At 42.1% G+C, this 19,522-nt stretch carries 13 protein-coding genes; 6 read left to right on the plus strand and 7 right to left on the minus strand.

Going from position 1 to position 19,522, the window contains the following annotated elements; translation table 11 throughout:
• Positions 1-54: 54 nt before the first annotated feature.
• The 4 genes from folK to sfsA all read right to left on the minus strand — a co-directional run bounded on the left by folK (position 55) and on the right by sfsA (position 4,001).
• The gene (gene folK / locus PR834_RS03350) at positions 55-546 is read right to left on the minus strand and encodes a 2-amino-4-hydroxy-6-hydroxymethyldihydropteridine diphosphokinase (protein WP_094960949.1); all 492 of its coding nucleotides are present in this window, start codon (positions 544-546) and stop codon (positions 55-57) included.
• A gap of 17 nt (positions 547-563) precedes the next feature.
• Positions 564-1,910, minus strand: a complete 1,347-nt coding sequence (gene pcnB, locus PR834_RS03355; RefSeq protein ID WP_206077539.1) for a polynucleotide adenylyltransferase PcnB — start codon at positions 1,908-1,910, stop codon at positions 564-566.
• A 729-nt stretch (positions 1,911-2,639) separates the two neighbouring features.
• On the minus strand, positions 2,640-3,095 hold the full coding sequence (gene dksA / locus PR834_RS03360; RefSeq protein ID WP_004260494.1) for an RNA polymerase-binding protein DksA: 456 nt from the start codon (positions 3,093-3,095) through the stop codon (positions 2,640-2,642).
• A gap of 195 nt (positions 3,096-3,290) precedes the next feature.
• Entirely contained in the window at positions 3,291-4,001 is a 711-nt protein-coding gene (gene sfsA, locus PR834_RS03365; protein ID WP_004260493.1) for a DNA/RNA nuclease SfsA, read from the minus strand.
• A 100-nt stretch (positions 4,002-4,101) separates the two neighbouring features.
• Here sfsA and hrpB point away from each other — a divergent pair, with 100 nt between their 5' ends.
• On the plus strand, positions 4,102-6,561 hold the full coding sequence (gene hrpB / locus PR834_RS03370) for an ATP-dependent helicase HrpB (protein ID WP_272536427.1): 2,460 nt from the start codon (positions 4,102-4,104) through the stop codon (positions 6,559-6,561).
• A 182-nt stretch (positions 6,562-6,743) separates the two neighbouring features.
• On the plus strand, positions 6,744-9,266 hold the full coding sequence (gene mrcB, locus PR834_RS03375; protein WP_094960952.1) for a bifunctional glycosyl transferase/transpeptidase: 2,523 nt from the start codon (positions 6,744-6,746) through the stop codon (positions 9,264-9,266).
• 694 nt (positions 9,267-9,960) lie between these two features.
• Here mrcB and hemL read toward each other — a convergent pair.
• A complete protein-coding gene (gene hemL / locus PR834_RS03380) occupies positions 9,961-11,250 on the minus strand; it encodes a glutamate-1-semialdehyde 2,1-aminomutase (RefSeq protein WP_110592616.1) in 1,290 nt (429 codons plus the stop codon).
• 213 nt (positions 11,251-11,463) lie between these two features.
• On the opposite strand from hemL, the gene erpA reads away from it, so the two are divergent.
• Positions 11,464-11,808, plus strand: a complete 345-nt coding sequence (erpA, locus tag PR834_RS03385; protein ID WP_004260480.1) for an iron-sulfur cluster insertion protein ErpA — start codon at positions 11,464-11,466, stop codon at positions 11,806-11,808.
• A 142-nt stretch (positions 11,809-11,950) separates the two neighbouring features.
• On the opposite strand, the gene btuF is transcribed toward erpA, so the two are convergent.
• Together btuF and mtnN are read right to left on the minus strand one after the other, a co-directional pair.
• Positions 11,951-12,781, minus strand: coding sequence for a vitamin B12 ABC transporter substrate-binding protein BtuF (btuF, locus tag PR834_RS03390; protein WP_272536428.1), 831 nt, complete (start codon positions 12,779-12,781; stop codon positions 11,951-11,953).
• A gap of 68 nt (positions 12,782-12,849) precedes the next feature.
• Positions 12,850-13,542, minus strand: a complete 693-nt coding sequence (gene mtnN / locus PR834_RS03395) for a 5'-methylthioadenosine/S-adenosylhomocysteine nucleosidase (protein WP_036958290.1) — start codon at positions 13,540-13,542, stop codon at positions 12,850-12,852.
• A gap of 257 nt (positions 13,543-13,799) precedes the next feature.
• On the opposite strand from mtnN, the gene dgt reads away from it, so the two are divergent.
• The 3 genes from dgt (at position 13,800) to relA (ending at position 19,081) form a co-directional block, all read left to right on the plus strand.
• On the plus strand, positions 13,800-15,326 hold the full coding sequence (gene dgt, locus PR834_RS03400; protein ID WP_272536429.1) for a dGTPase: 1,527 nt from the start codon (positions 13,800-13,802) through the stop codon (positions 15,324-15,326).
• A gap of 175 nt (positions 15,327-15,501) precedes the next feature.
• On the plus strand, positions 15,502-16,833 hold the full coding sequence (gene rlmD, locus PR834_RS03405; RefSeq protein ID WP_094960956.1) for a 23S rRNA (uracil(1939)-C(5))-methyltransferase RlmD: 1,332 nt from the start codon (positions 15,502-15,504) through the stop codon (positions 16,831-16,833).
• Between the two features lie 16 nt (positions 16,834-16,849).
• On the plus strand, positions 16,850-19,081 hold the full coding sequence (gene relA, locus PR834_RS03410; RefSeq protein ID WP_272536430.1) for a GTP diphosphokinase: 2,232 nt from the start codon (positions 16,850-16,852) through the stop codon (positions 19,079-19,081).
• Positions 19,082-19,522: the final 441 nt, after the last annotated feature.

Genomic DNA, 19,522 nt, shown 5'->3' on the forward strand with positions numbered 1-19,522 from the left:
ATAACCTCCGGAAATGATCTCCCTGCGACCATACCTCATAAGAGGTTGAACATTTTAGGCTGGAATATCCCAAAACGTTAGGCCATTTCGAGGGACTTGTGTGAGTCTTTCTGAAAGCTTTTCGCCATCAGGAAAAACAAGGGAAGGGGCGATTTCGCTAAGCGGATACAACATAAACTCACGCTCTTTTAGCCCATAATGTGGAACGATTAACCGTTCAGTATTGATGATACGGTTACCAAAAAGCATGATATCGAGGTCAAGCGTTCGTGGCCCCCAACGTTCCTCTTTGCGTACACGGCCAAGCTCAAGTTCGATTTTTTGTGTATGGTTAAGAAGAACTTCAGGCTCAAGGCTTGTTTCTAGTAGCACAGCCAGATTCAAAAAATCTGGCTGGTCCTGTGGGCCTAATGGTTTGGTTCGATAAACAGAAGAGGTAGAAACAACGCGGCTATTAGGAATAGCATCTAATGCTGCAATAGCTTGCTGTGCCTGTAGCAGCGGCTCACCAAGGTTACTTCCTACAGCAATATAGACTTGTTCCATTGTATTCTCTCTATCTATTATGACTTATTCGGCCGGCGCGCGCCGGTTCCACCTTGTGATGAACGTGGGCGATGGCGGCGGCGAGTAGGGGCACTACCTAATTCCGAAATCATTTCACGCTGTTTGATATTATTCGCTTGTTGAAAATCAGTCCACCATAACGCTAACTCTTGTAACTCGTTGCGGTGCTCAACATTGGCTCTTAATTCTAATAAATCAAACGCTGCACGGAATTTTGGGTGCTCCATGAGTTTATTTGCGCGACGACCTTGGCGGCGAGGTAAGCGTAATTGCAATAACCAAATATCACGCATAGTGGTTGTAATGCGTTTTGGGATCGCAATCGAGCGGCACTGTTCATCTAATATATCATTCATTGCCAGCGCAAAGGCGTCGTAATAGGCCAACCCGCCTTCTTGAGATAGCTTCTCAGCATGCTCAGTAACTGGATACCATAACATAACAGCAAATAAAAAAGCAGGGTTAACACGCTTATCATTTTTTAGTCTGAAATCAGTATTTTTGAGGACTTGCTCAATGATTTTTTCCATTGGCGAATCACTGTTATCAGTAAATCGGCTTGCGACAACAGGGAAAAGTTGCTCAAACAAACCATATTTTTTGAGCATTTTATAAGTCGCGTAACCTTGGCCTGCTTGGAGTAATTTGAGTGATTCTTCAAATAACCGAGCAGATGGAATTTCTCTCAATAAATGAGCGAGTTGGTAAATTGGCTCTGCGGTTTTCGGCTCGATGCTCATATTTAATTTGCAGGCAAAACGTACCGCTCTTAGCATTCTGACTGGGTCTTCACGATAGCGCGTTTCAGGGTCACCAATTAAACGAATAACGCCAGCTTTGAGGTCTTTCAAACCATTAACGTAGTCACGTAATGTGAAGTCTTCAATATTGTAATATAGGCTATTAACGGTGAAGTCCCGACGAATCGCATCTTCCTCAATAGAACCAAAGATGTTATCGCGTAACAACATACCGTTTTGCGCTTGTGCAGATAAGTTTTTGTCATCTGACACATTTTGGTCATGGTGGCCACGGAAAGTTGCAACTTCAATAATTTCGGGGCCAAACATAATATGGGCTAGACGGAAACGACGACCAACTAGACGGCAATTACGAAATAATTTGCGGATCTGCTCAGGTGTTGCGTTCGTAGTTATATCGAAGTCTTTAGGCTTTTGGCCTAAAAGCAAATCACGCACACCACCCCCCACTAAGTAGGCTTCAAAGCCACTTTTATTTAAGCGATACAGTACTTTTAATGCATTGTCACTAATATCACTACGCGAAATAGGATGTTCGGAACGCGGTATAACAGTAATGTTTTCGTCGTTTACGGTTGTCATTGTAGGGCGCTTCTCAGGTGTTGAATCGGCACGTTGAGATTGACGAACCGTTTTTTTAATAGGGGCTGTTTTATGGGGTTGAGCGGTGTTCTGCTCTTTAGATGCGGTTTGCGCATGAGCAGAATGAGTGACTGGCCTTTTACCGGCTGCCTGTATATCTCGCGAAGTATCACGATGTTGTTCTACATCTTCAGGGGATGCGTCTGTATTGCGAGATAAAATATTACGGCAGAAATTTGCTACTCGGTTAAAAATAGTACACCTCGATGTCATTACCAATATTCATTAAACAAAAATAAGCGGCTAATCATAGCTCACAGAAGTTTCTTTGAGAATGGTTAAACGAATAAAAGTCATCTCTAATTATAAACGTTACCAATAAAATTTACGCAAAATAATAGCTCAAAAAGCGATCTCACTATAGAAGTATAGGTTTAGAAGCCTTATTTTAAGCGCTTTTTTGTTGTTAGATGATTATTCAACTTCAAACTATGGGGTTAAATAACAGCCTAATCTATCTCCGTAAAAAATTACGTGAAAGTAAATGTTTATCTTACTTAAAAGAGCACGATAGGACGTTATCGCCAACCAATTGGCAAAAAGATGCGGGAAGGATAGATTTTATGTGATAGCTAACGCAAGGAATAAGCTCTGAGCTGAACATAACAGGATGTAGAGTTCCCTTGTAACGGCGCAGTAATATGCGCCGTTCAGGACTCCATATAGACACTAGCCAGCCATTTGCTTTTCGCGAATTTCAGCTAATGTTTTACAGTCGATACATAAATCAGCGGTAGGACGGGCTTCCAAACGGCGGATACCAATTTCTACACCACATGATTCACAATAGCCAAAGTCGTCATCTTCAACTTTTTTCAGCGTTTTTTCGATTTTCTTAATCAGTTTACGTTCACGGTCCCGGTTACGTAATTCAAGGCTGAATTCTTCTTCCTGAGCGGCTCTATCAACGGGGTCTGGAAAGTTAGCTGCCTCATCTTGCATATGAGTAACAGTCCGGTCCACTTCATCTCTGAGTTGATTGCGCCATGCTTCGAGAATGAGCTTAAAATGCGCCAACTGGGCCTCGTTCATGTACTCTTCGCCAGCTTTTTCATGATAGGGTTCAACCCCAGCAATGGCGAGAATGCTTAAGGACGATGTCTTACGTTTTTGCCCTTCTTGCATAATGCTTCTCCTACACACGCAAATTTTACAAAAACCCCAAGGGGGAAAAATTAAGGTCGCTATAAATAGCAGAAGACTGCGCTCTTGGCAATCGTTCCTGCAATGAGTTTTGTAATGCTGTGAGGGCGAGCGTGTTTATTCCCTTTTTAGCGCCCAGAACTCTGCGGCCTCGTATAAAAAACGGTTAAAAAAACTTTATTTAATAGAGTTAAAGTGAATCTGCTTACTTAACACCATTTGTTGAACAGTTATATCAGCTTGATAACAAAGCACTTCAACACCACTTTGTCTCGCTTCCTCCAATAAGAGCGCATATTGTTTATCAATATGTGCCGCTGCAGATGCTACGTGAATACCTGTGTGTAAAGCAACAAACAATAGTATGGCTCTTTTTCCTTCTTTCGCAATATGCATGAGCTCTCTTAAATGCTTTTGGCCTCTAAGTGTCACTGCATCAGGAAAGAACCCCTGATTATTTTCTAGTAAAGTTACTGATTTTACTTCGATAAAGCAATCTGGTAATCCATTTTGCGTGAGATAGAAATCGATTCGGCTATTTTCTGTGCCATATTTAACTTCAGGCTTTATTACGCTGTATTCGGATAATTCTGGAATGTGTTTTTCGGCTAAGGCTTGTGCAACTAATTGGTTCGCACGAAGGGTATTAATGCAAATAAAGTGGCCATTTGTGGTTTGGGTTAACTCCCAACTATACGGATACTTGCGTTTTGTATTATTGGACGTCGAATACCAGATGGTATCACCAGGGGTAGCACAACCTGTCATAGCGCCTGTATTCGCACAGTGAATTGTAATTTCTTCACCGCTCGGTAAAGTAACATCAGCCAAAAAGCGCTTGTAACGCTTAATCAGAGTAGCTGGTTGTAAGGCGGGTTCAAATTCCATGGGATCTCCGCTATCGTTGTCGGTAATATGCTTACTGGCAAAAGAGGCTAATGCTACAATGTCTGACAGTAAAAGTTAAATACATGGAGTGATAACCTCAGTGTTACCGATATTCGAAGTTTGTGAGGACATACTTACCGCGTTAGTCGCTTCACCTCAAGTTTTGCTTCATGCACCTACAGGTGCAGGTAAATCAACGGTTTTACCGTTAGAAATATTAAAAAGTGGGGTTATTGATGGGCGGGTTATTATGTTGGAACCCCGTCGCTTAGCGGCACGTTCAGTAGCGGCTCGCCTCGCACAGCAACTTGGTGAAGATATCGGTCATACCATCGGTTTACGCATGCGCTCTGAAACTAGAGTTAGTCGCCACACGCGTCTTGAAGTCGTGACAGAAGGCGTACTGACCCGCTTACTGCAAAATGACCCAATGCTTGAAGGGGTTGACTTAGTCATTTTAGATGAGTTTCATGAACGAAATTTACAGGCAGACTTAGGTCTCGCTTTGTTAATTGATTCACAGCAAGCCTTACGTGAAGATTTACGTATTCTATTGATGTCAGCGACATTGGATAATCAAGGGCTGAATCAGTTGTTTCCTGATGCTCCAGTTATCACCTCACAAGGGCGTACGTTCCCCGTAATACGTGAATATCATCCGATTAACCCAAATAAACTCTTCCATAAAGAAGTGGCGCTAGCGGCTTGGCAGTTATTGCAACAAGAGCACGGGTCTTTATTATTATTTCTTCCAGGTATGGGGGAAATCGAGAAAGTAAGAGTAGAACTCGCTTCGATGGTAAGTGAGGACATACTTTTATGTCCTTTATACGGAGCACTATCTCTACAGGCTCAGCAACAGGCGATACAGCTGGCACCAGAAGGAATGCGAAAGGTCGTATTAGCCACCAATATTGCGGAAACCAGTTTAACGATTGAAGGGATCCGCCTTGTGATGGATAGTGGTCTTGAACGTGTGGGTCAGTTCAACCCACGAACAGGACTGACAAAGCTCATTAAACAGCGAATCAGCCAAGCATCGATGGCGCAGCGAGCCGGTCGAGCAGGCCGTTTAGAAGCAGGTGTTTGTTGGCACTTATTTAGTGAAGAGCAAGCTGAACGTGCAACTCAATTTAGCGAGGCTGAAATTGCACAAAGTGACCTAAGCAACTTATGGTTATCTTTATTACAGTGGGGCTGTCACGACGTGGCACAGCTGAATTGGCTGACTTTACCCCCGAAACCTGCGATATCTGCGGCAAAAAATTTACTCAGTCAATTAGGTGCCATTGATGTGGCTGGTAAGTTAACGCCTTTTGGGCAGCAGATGGCGGTGTTAGGCAGTTCAGTGCGAACAGCGGCAATGCTATGTAATGCACAACGGACCAAAAATCAGCATGTTATTCAATTAGCTGCGTTGCTGGTAGCGATTATCGAGGACCCCCCTCGTCAACAAGATGCGGATCTTCGTTATTATATAGAAAGGCCAACTGAGGGGTGGTGCAAGAGAGCATCAGCACTTTGCGAACAAAAAGTGTTGAGTACCATTGGCCAGCAAGATGCGCTAATTAGTGAGTGGTTACCAACGTTGTTAGCTGTGGGTTATCCCGATCGCATTGCGAAATCTCGAGATAACCAACATCGCTATCAATTAGCGAGTGGTTTAGGGGCAATATTGGGTGAATCGGATAGGCTAATGGGAGAGTCGTGGTTAATGGTGGTGTCTTTATGGCAACCCGAAAATATGGCGGATGCGCGTATTTCCTTGGCTTATCCTATTGAAATTGACAGATTACAAGCAGATTGCCCATCTTTATTTAACACTCAAGAAACGGTCGAATGGGATGAACAAAAAGGGACCTTATTAGCTTGGAAACGCTTGCAATGTGGCCAATTAGTAGTGAAATCAGAACGTTTGAGCAACCCTGATAAGGCTGAGATTTGCCAAGCGCTGGTTTATTGGTTGAAGCAAAATGGCTTGCAGCAGTTAAATTGGCAGGAAGATGCTTTGCAATTGTGTATTCGCTGCATGCTAGCTAAGCGGCATTTTCCTGATATTGCTTTTCCTGATTTTGATGATATAGCGCTATTAGATTCGTTAGATGAATGGCTTGAACCTTATCTTGATGGCATAACAAATAAGCAAAAACTACAGCAGATTGATTTAGCCTCTTTATTAATCAATCGATTAGATTGGCAGCAGCAACAGTGGTTAGAAAGTATGTTTCCGAAGACCTATCGAGCGCCATCTTTACATGATGTAAGTATTCACTATTCGTTAGATAAGCCACCAGTGATAGCTATTCGTATGCAAGAGATGTACGGGGAAAAAGCGAACCCGACAGTAGCACAAGGGAAAATTCCTATTACGCTCTCTTTGCTTTCTCCTGCGATGCGGCCATTACAGATTACGCAAGACCTTGGCGCATTTTGGCAGGGTAGCTATAAAGAGATACAAAAAGAGATGAAAGGGCGTTATCCAAAGCATTTATGGCCGGATGACCCTGCAAATACTGCGCCAACGAGACAAACAAAAAAAGCGATGATGGGTGCGAAATAACCTATTTTTGTGCTCTAATAGCGGGTTTCCTCATTCAGGCTATCGATGCGTTAACCTGAGTAAGGAAATGTAATTAAGAGCTTTCTTTGGTGAAATCTCTGAGGTTATGAGCCAAAATTAACCACTAAATTGGCGTAACTAGTGAGTTATTAAGTTATTTTGTCATGTGATATGGAGTGACCATGTCAGGTAAAGATTTTGAACCGATCGGCAGACGTAATAAAAAAACTGCTGGGAAAAAACAGTCTTCATCTCGCCGCCGTAGAGACCGCGATGACTATGACGATGAAGATTTATTTGAAGATGATGATATTGATGAACAATATCTCGATGATGAAGATGAAGAAGAGCAAATGGCTAAAAAAGGCTCAAAAAAGAACAAGCCTCGGAAGGTAAAAAGTAAATGGCGTTGGTTTTGGCTGCTAGTCAAACTGATGATCGTGTTTGCTGTTTTACTCGCGGCATATGGTTTTTATTTAAACCAACAAATTAAAGAACGTCTCGATGGTAAGGTTTGGGACTTACCCGCCGCAGTATACGGCCGGATGGTTAATCTTGAACCGGGCATGGACTACAGCCAGGCTGAAATGGTTCGCCTGCTTGAAGGTATGCAATACCGTAAGGTGAGTAAAATAACGACATCGGGCGAATTTGTAGTACGCGGTAATAGTATCGAAATCTTACGCCGACCGTTCAATTTCCCTGATCAAAAAGAAGGGCAAATACTCGCGCGTATGGTGTTTGATAATAACGCGTTGAGCAAAATTGAAAATATGGAAAATGGCCGCTCATTTGGCTTTTTCCGCTTGGACCCGAAACTGATCACGATGATGCAGTCGGCGAATAATGAGCAACGGTTAGTTTTACCGATATCTGATTTTCCTGAGTCCTTAGTTAAAATCTTACTAGAAACCGAAGATCGAAACTTTTATGAGCATGATGGGGTCAGTTTGTACTCTATTGGCCGTGCTGTTGTTGCTAACTTAAGTGCAGGACGCTCTGTTCAAGGGGGAAGTACCTTAACTCAGCAGTTAGTCAAAAATCTCTTTTTGACCAATGAACGGACATTAAAACGTAAAGCCAATGAAGCGTACATGGCGGTTTTACTGGACTACAACTACAGCAAAGAGCGCATTTTAGAGCTGTATTTAAACGAAGTCTTTTTAGGCCAAAATGGTAATGATGAAATTCGTGGTTTCCCATTAGCGAGCTTGTATTACTTTGGTCGTCCAATCAACGAACTAAGTTTTGATCAACAGGCGTTATTAGTCGGTATGGTGCAAGGGGCATCAACGTATAACCCTTGGACTAAGCCACAAAATGCGATTAAACGCCGTAATATCGTACTGAAAATCTTGGAAACACGCGGTGTGATTGACCAAGAAATGTATCAGGTACTGAGCGCAAGGCCTCTCGGTGTGAAAAATAAAGAAGGGCTAGTGGCTTCTCAACCTGCCTTTATGCAAATGGTCCGTTTAGAACTCAATGAAAAATTGGGCGATAAAGTTAAAGAACTCTCTGGTGCGAAAATTTTTACCACTCTAGATCCTGTGGCTCAAACTGCGGCTGAAAATGCAGTTGAGAATGGTGTCGCTGATTTACGTAAATCTCGTAAATTAGATGACATAGAAGGTGCAATGGTGGTAGTTGACCGCATTAATGGCGAAGTACGCGCTATGGTTGGTGGTTCTCAGCCCCAATATTCAGGGTTTAACCGTGCGTTAAATGCACGGCGCAGCATTGGTTCTCTGGCAAAACCTCCGGTATACCTCGCTGCACTAAGTGAACCGGACCGTTTTCGTTTAAATACATGGTTAAAAGATGAGCCACTAACAGTAAAAGTCGGGAATCAAAACTGGAGCCCAAGAAACTACAGCCGTAATTTCAACGGCCGTATGATGTTAGTTGACGCTTTGGCAAAATCACAAAATATCCCAACGGTAAACTTAGGGCTAGAGGTTGGTTTAGACCAAGTGTTTAATACTTTTGTACGCTTAGGAGCTCCTGCGGCTGCTATGGAAAAAGTTCCTGCGATGTTATTAGGTGCAGTTAACCTAACACCAGCGGAAGTTGCTCAAGTTTATCAAACCATTGGTGGTGACGGTAATCGTGCGAAATTATCTGCATTGCGTTCTGTTATTGATGGAGATGGCAATGAAATTTACCAAAGCTACCCATCTGCAGAGCGAGCAGTACCTTCCCAAGCGGCATACCTCACATTGTATGGTATGCAGCAAGTGGTTAAACAAGGTACGGGCAGAGTCTTATTGACCAAATACGCCAAGTATAATTTAGCCGGTAAAACAGGGACAACTAACGATCTACGCGATAGCTGGTATGCAGGTATTGATGGCAAAGAAGTGGCGATTGTGTGGGTTGGCCGTGATAATAACGGTCCAACACAATTAACAGGGGCGACAGGCGCACTGAAAGTGTACCAACGCTACTTAGATAACCAAGCGCCATTAGCACTTATCAATCGTGCACCAGAGGGCATTGTTGATATGCAAGTCACTGCTGATGGTCAATTAAGTTGCTCAAACTTCGGCGGCGGTAGAATGTTGCCGATTTGGACAGATAACCCAGAAGGGTTATGCCAAGCGTCAGAAGAGCAAGCCCCGGTCTGGGACTTAAATGGTAATAATGGCGAGCAACAAGATGATGCGCCGGATTGGGTTAAGGATATGTTTGGCAATAACCCCTAAATTCTCGTCATATTTCAAGTTGTGACTGTGTTGGCTTCATTCGTCAACCCTAGTCACATACTTGTGTATGCTCCTAGGGATTTCCTTGTTTGCCGCCTTGCCACAACTCGAACTATTTAGAGAATTAATTAGTTGGTGAATTGCTTATTTGAAAGGCTAATTATTTGAATGTTAATTAGTTAGGGAATTGTGGTGTAAGGCTCTTCTCGTCATATTTCAAGTTGTGATTGCGTTGGCTTCATTCGCCAACCCTAGTCACATACTTGTGTATGCTCTTAGGGATTTCCTCATTTGTCGCCTTGCCACAACTCGAACTATTTAGAGAATTAATTAGTTAGCGAATTGCTTATTTGAAAGGCTAATTATTTGAATACTAATTAGTTAGGGAATTGTGGTGTAAGGCTTTTCTCGTCATATTTCAAGTTGTGACTGTGTTGGCTTCATTCGTCAACCCTAGTCACATACTTGTGTATGCTCCTAGAAATTTCGTTATTTGCCGCCTTGCCACAACTCGAACTATTTAGAGAATTAATTAGTTGGTGAATTGCTTATTTGAAAGGCTAATTATTTGAATGCTAATTAGTTAGGGAGTTGTGGTGTCGAACCTAGAGTTATCTATTCTTAACTATATCTTAACTATAAAAAAATAGAGGTGAAAATGGATAAAATTTCACCTCTATAACATCAATGTGAATTAATTCTCTTTAATTTTCATCAATGCAGTTTCTGCGGCTTTGATAGTTTTCTCAATGTCTTCATCGCTGTGGGCGATAGACATAAAGCCAGCTTCAAATGCAGAAGGCGCGAGGTAAATACCTTGCTCTAACATGTAATGGAAAAATTTCTTAAAGCGCTCAACGTCGCATTTCATCACATCTTGGTAACAAGTTACGGTTGGGGCATCGGTGAAGAAAATACCAAACATGCCACCGACGTGATTGATAACCATCGGGATACCTTGCTCTGCGGAAACACGTTTTAAACCACGAGCTAACTTTTCTGTTAATTCATTTAAACGTGAGTGGACTCCCGGCTGAGAGACTTCTTTTAAGCAAGCGAGGCCAGCAGCCATCGCGACAGGGTTACCAGATAAGGTCCCTGCTTGGTAAACAGGCCCAATTGGTGCTAGTTTTTCCATAATTTCAAGGCGGCCACCGAAGGCACCAACAGGCATACCACCACCGATGATTTTACCTAAACAGGTTAAATCAGGCTGAACATCGTAGTAATCTTGTGCCCCACCTAATGCGACGCGAAAGCCTGTCATGACTTCATCAATGATGAGTACGGCATTGAATTCATCACATAATGCACGTAAACCGGGTAAAAATTCAGCTGTTGGTGGTACGCAATTCATATTTCCTGCAACAGGTTCAACAATGACACATGCAATATCTTCTGGATAATTTTCAAATGCTTGGCGGACTGAAGACAGGTCATTATAGGTACAAGTTAATGTGTGTTTGACAAAATCTTCAGGAACGCCAGGAGAGTTTGGTTCGCCCATAGTAAGCGCACCAGAACCCGCTTTGACTAATAAGCAATCTGCATGGCCATGATAGCAGCCTTCAAATTTGATGATTTTGTCACGGCCTGTGTAACCCCGAGCTAGGCGAATTGCGCTCATGGTCGCCTCAGTGCCTGAATTTACCATGCGTACCATATCCATAGAGGGGACTAGTTCACAAACTAATTCAGCCATTTCAACTTCAGCGGCAGTCGGAGCACCAAAACTTAATCCTTTATGAACCGCTTTGATCACGGCATCACGGATCTCAGGATGGTTATGGCCTAAAACCATTGGTCCCCATGAGCCAACATAATCTACATAGGCTTTACCATCAACGTCATAAATATAAGCGCCATCCGCTTTTTCAATAAATAATGGGGTTCCACCAACACCATTAAAAGCACGAACAGGGGAGTTTACACCACCAGGAATTTGTTCTTTTGCTTGTGCGTAAAGTTTTTCAGATTGTGACATCGCAGGGCTCCAGAAAGAGGCTAAGAAAAAAATTGCTCTCATTCTAAAGCACCACACCAATTAAACCAAATGTTGATACGAAGATATGCACAATGTGTCTAATTGCGTAACAACACTTGAACCATTTAGTCAAGTGGCGGATAATTAGGTTAATTGATCTGAGTAGGTTTTAGCCTACACATGAATTTACCGGTCACCGGTTTGGAGTAAAAAATGAGTGATGATGCAGCTCTGCCTTTGCAATTTACTGATGCGGCAGCAATTAAAGTTAAAGATCTAGTCTCTGATGAGGACAACCCAAACCTGCGTCTGCGTGTTTATATCACTGGTGGCGGATGCAGCGGTTTCCAATATGGTTTCACATTTGATGACCAGATCAATGAAGGCGATATGACAATCGAGAAACAAGGTGTTGCTCTTGTCGTAGACCCAATGAGCCTACAATATTTAGTGGGTGGAAGTGTTGATTATACTGAAGGCTTAGAAGGTTCGCGCTTTATTGTGACCAATCCGAATGCTAAGTCTACTTGTGGGTGTGGTTCGTCTTTCAGCGTCTAATTTTCGTCATATTTCGAGCTGTGGCGGTGTTGGCTTCATTCAGTTACTCGGGTCACATACTAATGTATGCTCCCCGAGATATCTTCATTTGCCGCCTTGCCACAACTCGAACTATTTAGAAAATTTTTGTAATTTGTAATTCTCAATCAGATAATGCGTTTAACTGCTCGCACAGTTGTTCTGTCGCATTAACAATCCTTGGGCCTGCTCGGTGAAACCAATCTTCATTTAATCGGATAATTGGGACATTGAGCTGTGAGTGCCAAAATTCTTTCACTGCTTTTTCCTGTTCTGCCGAGCCCGTCATGATTATTACATCTGGTTTGCGAGTGAGCACCTGCTCACGACTGACTTGAGGCCATTGAACAGCGCTGTTAGCAAAAATATTTTCACTCCCACAAAACTCTACGGCATCATTTTGCAGCGTGTGGTTACCTGCGCTAAATAAAGGCTGAGTACCGAGCTGAATGAACACTTTCTTTGATTTTTTATTAGAAATTTTTTCTTTTTGATAAGGAGCGACCCTAGAGCGCATTTTTTCAACATTTTGTTGTGCTATCTCTGGGGTTGGGCTGTATTGTGCTAATTCAATCACTGAGTTGATGACATCATCAATAGTTTGAGGATCGAAATAAATAATTGGGATACCGAGACCTGCGAGTTGCTCAAGAGGCCGCTGGGGGTTACCTCCCCGCCATGCGAGGATTAAATCAGGTTTAAGTGCGATAATACGTTCTACATTTAAACCTTGCCAATCAGAGACTTGTTCTAATTTTTTTGCTTGCTCTGGGTAATCGGAGTAAGCACTGACCGCAATTAAGCTATCTCCAAGCCCTGCTGCATAAGCAAGTTCAGTATTGGCCGGTGATAAACTAATAACGCGCTGCTTTGCTGCTCCTAGTGCAGAAAAGGCCACCAATAAAGCACATAATAAGGTGATAGTAAGGGAAAAATAATGCGTTATTCGTTTCATAACAAAATTCATCGTAGAATTAATTAAAAGGTATAACTAACAAATAGTTATACCTTTTGTGCAAATGATTAAGCGAGCTTAGCTAAAATTGCAGTGATCATCAGGGAAGATTGACGGGCAGCAACAGGTAAAAACTCATCAAAGCTCGTGTGGGATTCTTTATCTGCAACATCTGAAATGGCACGAACGACGACAAATGGAATGCCAAATTGGTGACATACTTGACCAATCGCGGTGGCTTCCATTTCTACTGCCGCAACTTGTGGGAACATCGCTTTGATGCGCGCCAGTGGCTCAGCACCATTAATAAAAGCATCACCGCTACAGACTAATCCACGAACAGCGTTCATATCCAATAACTTAATGCACTGCTCAGCAACTTCAATTAACTTAGTATCAGCAACGAAAGCTGGCGGACACTGTGCCATTTGGCCGGGTTCATAACCGAATGCGGTCACATCAGCATCATGGTAACGAACTTCTGTAGAAACCACGATATCGCCGACGTTTAAACGAGGGTCTAAACCACCTGCGGAACCTGTGTTAATCACGACATCTGGTTGGCAATGTTCTAATAATAGCGTTGTACCGATTGCGGCTGCGACTTTTCCAATACCTGATTTCAATAACGCAACGTCAACGCCATTAATTTGGCCTGTATAAATCTCACAGCCAGCACGGTTAATAGTTTGGCAGTTTTCAATTTGTGAGCGCAAAATCGCCACTTCCTGTTCCATGGCGCCAATTATTCCAACTTTCATTTTGTCTCCTTTTCCCTGCACAATTTGCACTATTAATGTCAATATAGTGTCAATATTTTGACTAGGGACGATAATGTTTTATTGTGTTATTGCTGCATTCTTCGAGTGGGTTCGCAATTTTAATTGCAACAACTCGAATTTTGACAACGAAATTACAAAGATGCACGAAGTGTAACATTGAAAGGTGAGTCGTGAAGGTTTTTTCCTGTATTTAGGCTATATAATGAAACATCAATCGAAATAGGGAAGGTGGCAGAGTGGGTGAGATTAATTTTGTTAAGAAGCTAAACTTTCAGCGTAACTACATGAGCAGTGCGAAAAACCAAAAAATTTCATCTAAAGATGAAGATGCGGTTAATCGCTTATTTGAAAGTGATCGTGGGCGGATTATCAATTCAGCAGCCATTCGCCGCTTACAACAAAAAACACAAGTTTTTCCCTTAGAGCAAAACGCAGCAGTGCGTAGCCGATTAACTCACTCACTAGAGGTTCAGCAGGTTGGCCGTTACATCAGTAAAACGGTTTTAGGTGAATTAAAAAAGAAAAAATTACTGGATCCCTATGGGCTAGATGAACGTTGTGATGCGTTTGAAAGCTTAGTCGAAATGGCTTGTTTGATGCATGATATCGGTAATCCTCCATTTGGGCACTTTGGTGAAGCTGCAATTCAACGGTGGTTTACCAAGTTACTGTCGCCAAGTTACTTGTATACGCCGAATTCCCCTGACCCATGCCAAATACCGGCATTACAATTAACTGGAAATGAAAAGCAAGACTTATTCCGTCGACAATTAAAGCAGGATTTATGCTCATTTGAAGGTAATGCGCAAGGGCTACGCATGGCGCATCGTTTACTCAAACTAAACTTAACCTATGCGCAAATTGGTTCTATCTTAAAATATACGCGTGGGGCTTATGATTTGGAGCCAATTCCCCCTGAGTTTGATTATTTGATGAAAAAACCAGGCTATTATTGGTCAGAGGTGGACTTTGTCAGTGAGTTAACCAAAAAACTCGATATGGAGAAATACTGCCGTTTCCCTCTGTCCTATATTATGGAAGCGGCTGATGATATTTCATATTGTATTGCTGATTTGGATGATGCCGCGGAAAAAGGCATTTTTACTGTTGAACAGTTGATTGAGTACTTAAAAGCAGAGTGGGGTGATATTGAACAAAATGATTTGTTTGATCAAACTGTCATGCGAGCTTTCAATAATATCAGTGACAACCACACAAGGCGTATTCAGCAAGATCAGTTCTTTATGTATTTGCGCGTGAACATTACAGGGAAGTTGTCTCATTACAGTGCACTGCAGTTTATTAAAAATCTGCCTGAAATTTATAATGGTACTTTTAACAGCGCTTTATTAGAAGATAAAAGCCCAGAACATAGATTACTGAAAGTATTGAAAACAGTGGCTTTTAAACATGTATTTAACCATCATGAAGTTGAAGAGTTAGAGTTGCAAGGCTATCGAATTATCAGTGGTTTATTAGATTTTTATAGTCCATTACTAATGATGAATAGAAGGGATTTTGCTGAGCTCGTTGAAAAAAATTACCACAAACACTTTTTCATTGAAACGAGATTGTTCCATAAATTATCTAATAAGCATCGCTTATCTTACACGGAAGCACTTGAGAAAATTTCTGCAACGAATGAAGCAGATAAATCTATTCTGGAGTTTTATTATCGAGCTCGTTTGATTCAAGACTATATTAGTGGTATGACAGACCACTATGCCTATGAAGAATATCGTAAATTTATGGTTAGTAACTAATATAATAATTGAATGACATAATAAAAATGGAAAAGTAGTCAATCAAATGATAGGAAAAACAGGTATAATGGGACTGGCCGTTTTTCTGAATTAATTAGCGAAAAAAGCAACGCATTAAAATTGAAAATCCGGCGATCATGATTTTTATAACTTAATACTCTGTAGTGACTACTTTATGGCTCAATTTTACTCTCCTAATCGCCGTACCACTTCACGCCGTCAAATCACGGTTGTAGCTGATAGCCTTGATGCCGCAGGGCAAGGTGTTGCTCGTATCGAAGGGAAAACCATTTTTGTAACAGGTTTATTACCTGGAGAAGAAGCACAAATTGAATTGACGGAAGAGAAGCGACATTTTGCTAAAGGCAAGGTGACTAAACGCTTGAGCACTAGCCCACAAAGAGTAAAACCACGGTGCCGTTATTTTAACCAATGTGGAGGGTGCCAACAGCAACATGTTGACATTGCACTGCAAAGAGAAAGCAAAGCTCATGCTTTAGCTTACTTGATGCAGCGCGAAACATCGCTAGATATATCCGTTCCCACGGTGATTAGTGGTGAGCCATATGGTTACCGCCGTCGAGCTCGATTAGGTCTACAGTATCAGCCTAAAAGTAAAAATGTCGTTATGGGGTTTCGTCAATCTCAATCTAACACATTGGTTGATATAAAAAATTGTCCTATCTTGTCCCCTGATTTGGATATCTTACTAAAACCACTTTCTGAATGTATTAACCAGCTCAGTAATAAATCGAAACTGGGCCATGTAGAACTTATTCGTGCAGACAATTGTAAAATTGTATTGATTCGCTACTTAACCCCTTTTTCGTTATCAGATACCCAAAAGTTAAGCGATTTTGAAAATCAGCACGGAGTGTCTATCTGGTTAGCGGGTAATGATGAAAACTTACAGGCTCTGTCACCAAATTCGCCACAACCTGAATATCAAGTTGCAGGGGAAATACTAAAATTTAATCCGTTAAATTTTATTCAAGTGAATGGGCAAGTTAACCAGCAGATGGTAGAACAAGCTTTAGCATGGTTAGATCTAAACAGTGAAGATAGGGTATTAGATCTTTTTTGTGGAATGGGTAACTTTACGTTGCCAATTGCACGGTTAGTGACATCTGTTGTGGGTGTTGAGGGTGTGGAAAATTTAGTCGAACAGGCACGAAACAATGCACAGCTCAATACTATTTGTAATGCGACATTCTATAATGAAAACTTAGAAGCCCAGATACACACACAACCTTGGGCAGTTCATGGCTTTAATAAAGTGTTATTAGACCCAGCTAGGGCTGGAGCTGCTGGTGTTATGGAACATTTAATTAAACTGATGCCAGAAAAAATTGTCTATGTTTCATGTAACCCCACAACATTGGCAAGAGATAGCAAAGCTTTACTCGATGGGGGCTATCAATTATTACAGTTGCGGATGCTAGACATGTTTCCGCAAACTAGCCATTTAGAGTCAATGGCGTTATTTATCCGTCGCCCAGAGGTTTAATAGGTAGGGAGAACATATGGTTGCAGTAAGAAGTGCGCATCTTACCCCAGCAGGTGAGTTTGCCCCAGAAAGGTGGGTTAACGGCCTGGGATTGAGCAATAAACAATCAGAAGAAAAGCTCATCCATACCTGGCAATATTGTCACGATAAATTAGCCGGACAAGAAATCGCCCCTCTGTTGCTGTGGCGCGGTATTGAAATGACCGAGATCCTATCGACATTAAGTATGGATATCGGCAGCTTACAAGCGGCTTTGCTTTTCCCCTTAGTGGAAGAAGGGAAGTTAGAAGAACAAGAAGTTATTGAGGAATTTGGCAAATCCATTCACGAACTTGTTAAAGGCGTGCTGGAAATGGATGCGATCCGCCAACTCAAAGCAACACAATCAAGCGAAACCAGCTCGACACAAGTCGATAATATTCGTCGTATGCTACTGTCAATGGTAGAGGATTTCCGCTGCGTTGTTATTAAGTTAGCGGAACGAATTGCTCATTTACGTGAAGTCAAAGATGCAACGGAAGATGAGCGCGTCTTAGCTGCAAAAGAGTGTTCAAATATTTATGCTCCTTTAGCAAATCGCCTAGGAATTGGGCAGTTAAAATGGGAGTTAGAAGACTTTTGTTTTCGTTATTTGCATCCCGATGAATATAAGAAAATTGCAAAGCTCCTCCATGAACGTCGTATTGACCGTGAAGAGTACATAGATACTTTCGTAACAACCTTACGTAAGTACATGTTAAAAGAGAATATTCAAGCAGATATCTATGGCCGACCTAAGCATATTTACAGTATTTGGCGTAAAATGCAGAAAAAATCATTGGCATTTGATGAACTGTTTGATGTGCGAGCGGTGCGTATTGTCGTTGAACGCTTGCAGGATTGTTATGCTGCATTAGGAATTGTTCATACCCATTTTCGCCACCTTCCTGATGAGTTTGATGACTATGTGGCGAATCCAAAGCCTAATGGTTATCAATCGATTCATACAGTAGTATTAGGGCCAAACGGCAAAACACTTGAAATTCAAATTCGTACCCGTCAAATGCATGAAGATGCAGAGCTGGGGGTTGCGGCGCATTGGAAATACAAAGAAGGCGCGACTGGTATTGGCAAAGGAAGTAGCTACGAAAACCGTATTGCGTGGTTACGTAAGCTGATTGCATGGCAAGAAGAAATGGCAGATTCTGGCGAAATGCTAGATGAAGTTCGTAGCCAAGTGTTTGATGACAGAGTGTATGTTTTTACCCCAAAAGGGGATGTGGTGGATTTGCCAGCAGGCTCGACGCCGCTTGATTTCGCTTATCACATTCACAGTGATGTCGGCCATCGTTGTATTGGTGCAAAAATAGGTGGGCGTATTGTTCCATTTAGCTATCAATTACAAATGGGTGACCAAATTGAAATTATCACTCAAAAGCACCCAAACCCAAGCCGTGACTGGTTAAATCCTAACTTAGGGTATGTAACAACCAGCCGTGGGCGAGCCAAAATCCAAAATTGGTTCCGTAAACAAGATAGAGACAAAAACATCCTCGCAGGGCGCCAAATTCTAGATAGCGAATTATCGCAGCTTGATATCAGCCTCCGAGAGGCCGAAAAACTGCTAATCGCGCGCTATAATGTTCACTCATTGGATGAAGTTTTAGCAGGAATTGGTGGTGGTGATATTCGTATCAACCAATTAGTGAATTTCCTGCAAAGCAAATTTAACAAAGCCACCGCAGAAGAAGAAGACCGCGCGGCAATGAAGACATTAGAAAGTAAGTCTTCACTCCCAAGAGCACCATCCCATGGTAGTGGTCGAGTGGTGGTTGAAGGGGTTGGTAACCTAATGCACCATATTGCACGTTGTTGCCAGCCAATTCCAGGGGATGAAATTGTCGGTTTTATCACGAAAGGACGAGGTATTTCTATTCACAGTGCGGATTGCGAACAATTAGCTGAGCTGCAAAGTCATGCGCCAGAACGTGTGATAGATGCAGTTTGGGGAGAAAACTATTCCAGTGGTTATTCTCTCGTGGTTAGAGTTGTCGCCAATGACCGTAGTGGTCTACTACGTGATATCACGACAATATTAGCTAATGAGAAGGTTAATGTGCTTGGCGTCAGTAGCCGCAGCGATGTGAAGCAGCAATTAGCAACGATAGATATGACAATTGAGCTGTATAATATTGAGGTGCTGAGCCGGGTGTTAGCAAAATTAAATCAGTTGCCGGATGTTATTGAGGCAAAACGCCATTCCCAGTGATTTTCTTCATATTTTGAGTTGTAGGGGTGTTGGCTACACTTAGCTACTCGGGTCACATACTTATGTATGCTCCCCGAGATATCTTCGCTTGCCGCCTACCTACATCTCAAACTATTTTGAAAATCAGTACTGTTATATTGTCAGTGGTTTTCTTCATATTTTGAGCTGCAGCGTTGTTGGCTGCGCGCTCTCATCTTAGTCACATACCGATGTATGCTCCTACATTTTCTTCATATTTTGAGCCGCAGCGTTGTTGGCTGCGTGCTCTCACCCTAGTCACATACTGATGTATGCTCCTAGGGTTTCGTTTACTTGCCGCCTAGCTGCAACTCAAACTATTTTGAAAATGGCTCCGATATATTCTAAAAATCACATTTTCCGAGTTACCTAGAATTGTTTTTTAATTGTTATTAATGAGTGAAAATGGCTTTTTCCTGAAAA

Origin of the sequence: Providencia sp. PROV182, from assembly GCF_028480325.1 — a bacterium.
In the GTDB taxonomy this organism is placed as follows: Bacteria; Pseudomonadota; Gammaproteobacteria; order Enterobacterales; family Enterobacteriaceae; genus Providencia; species Providencia hangzhouensis.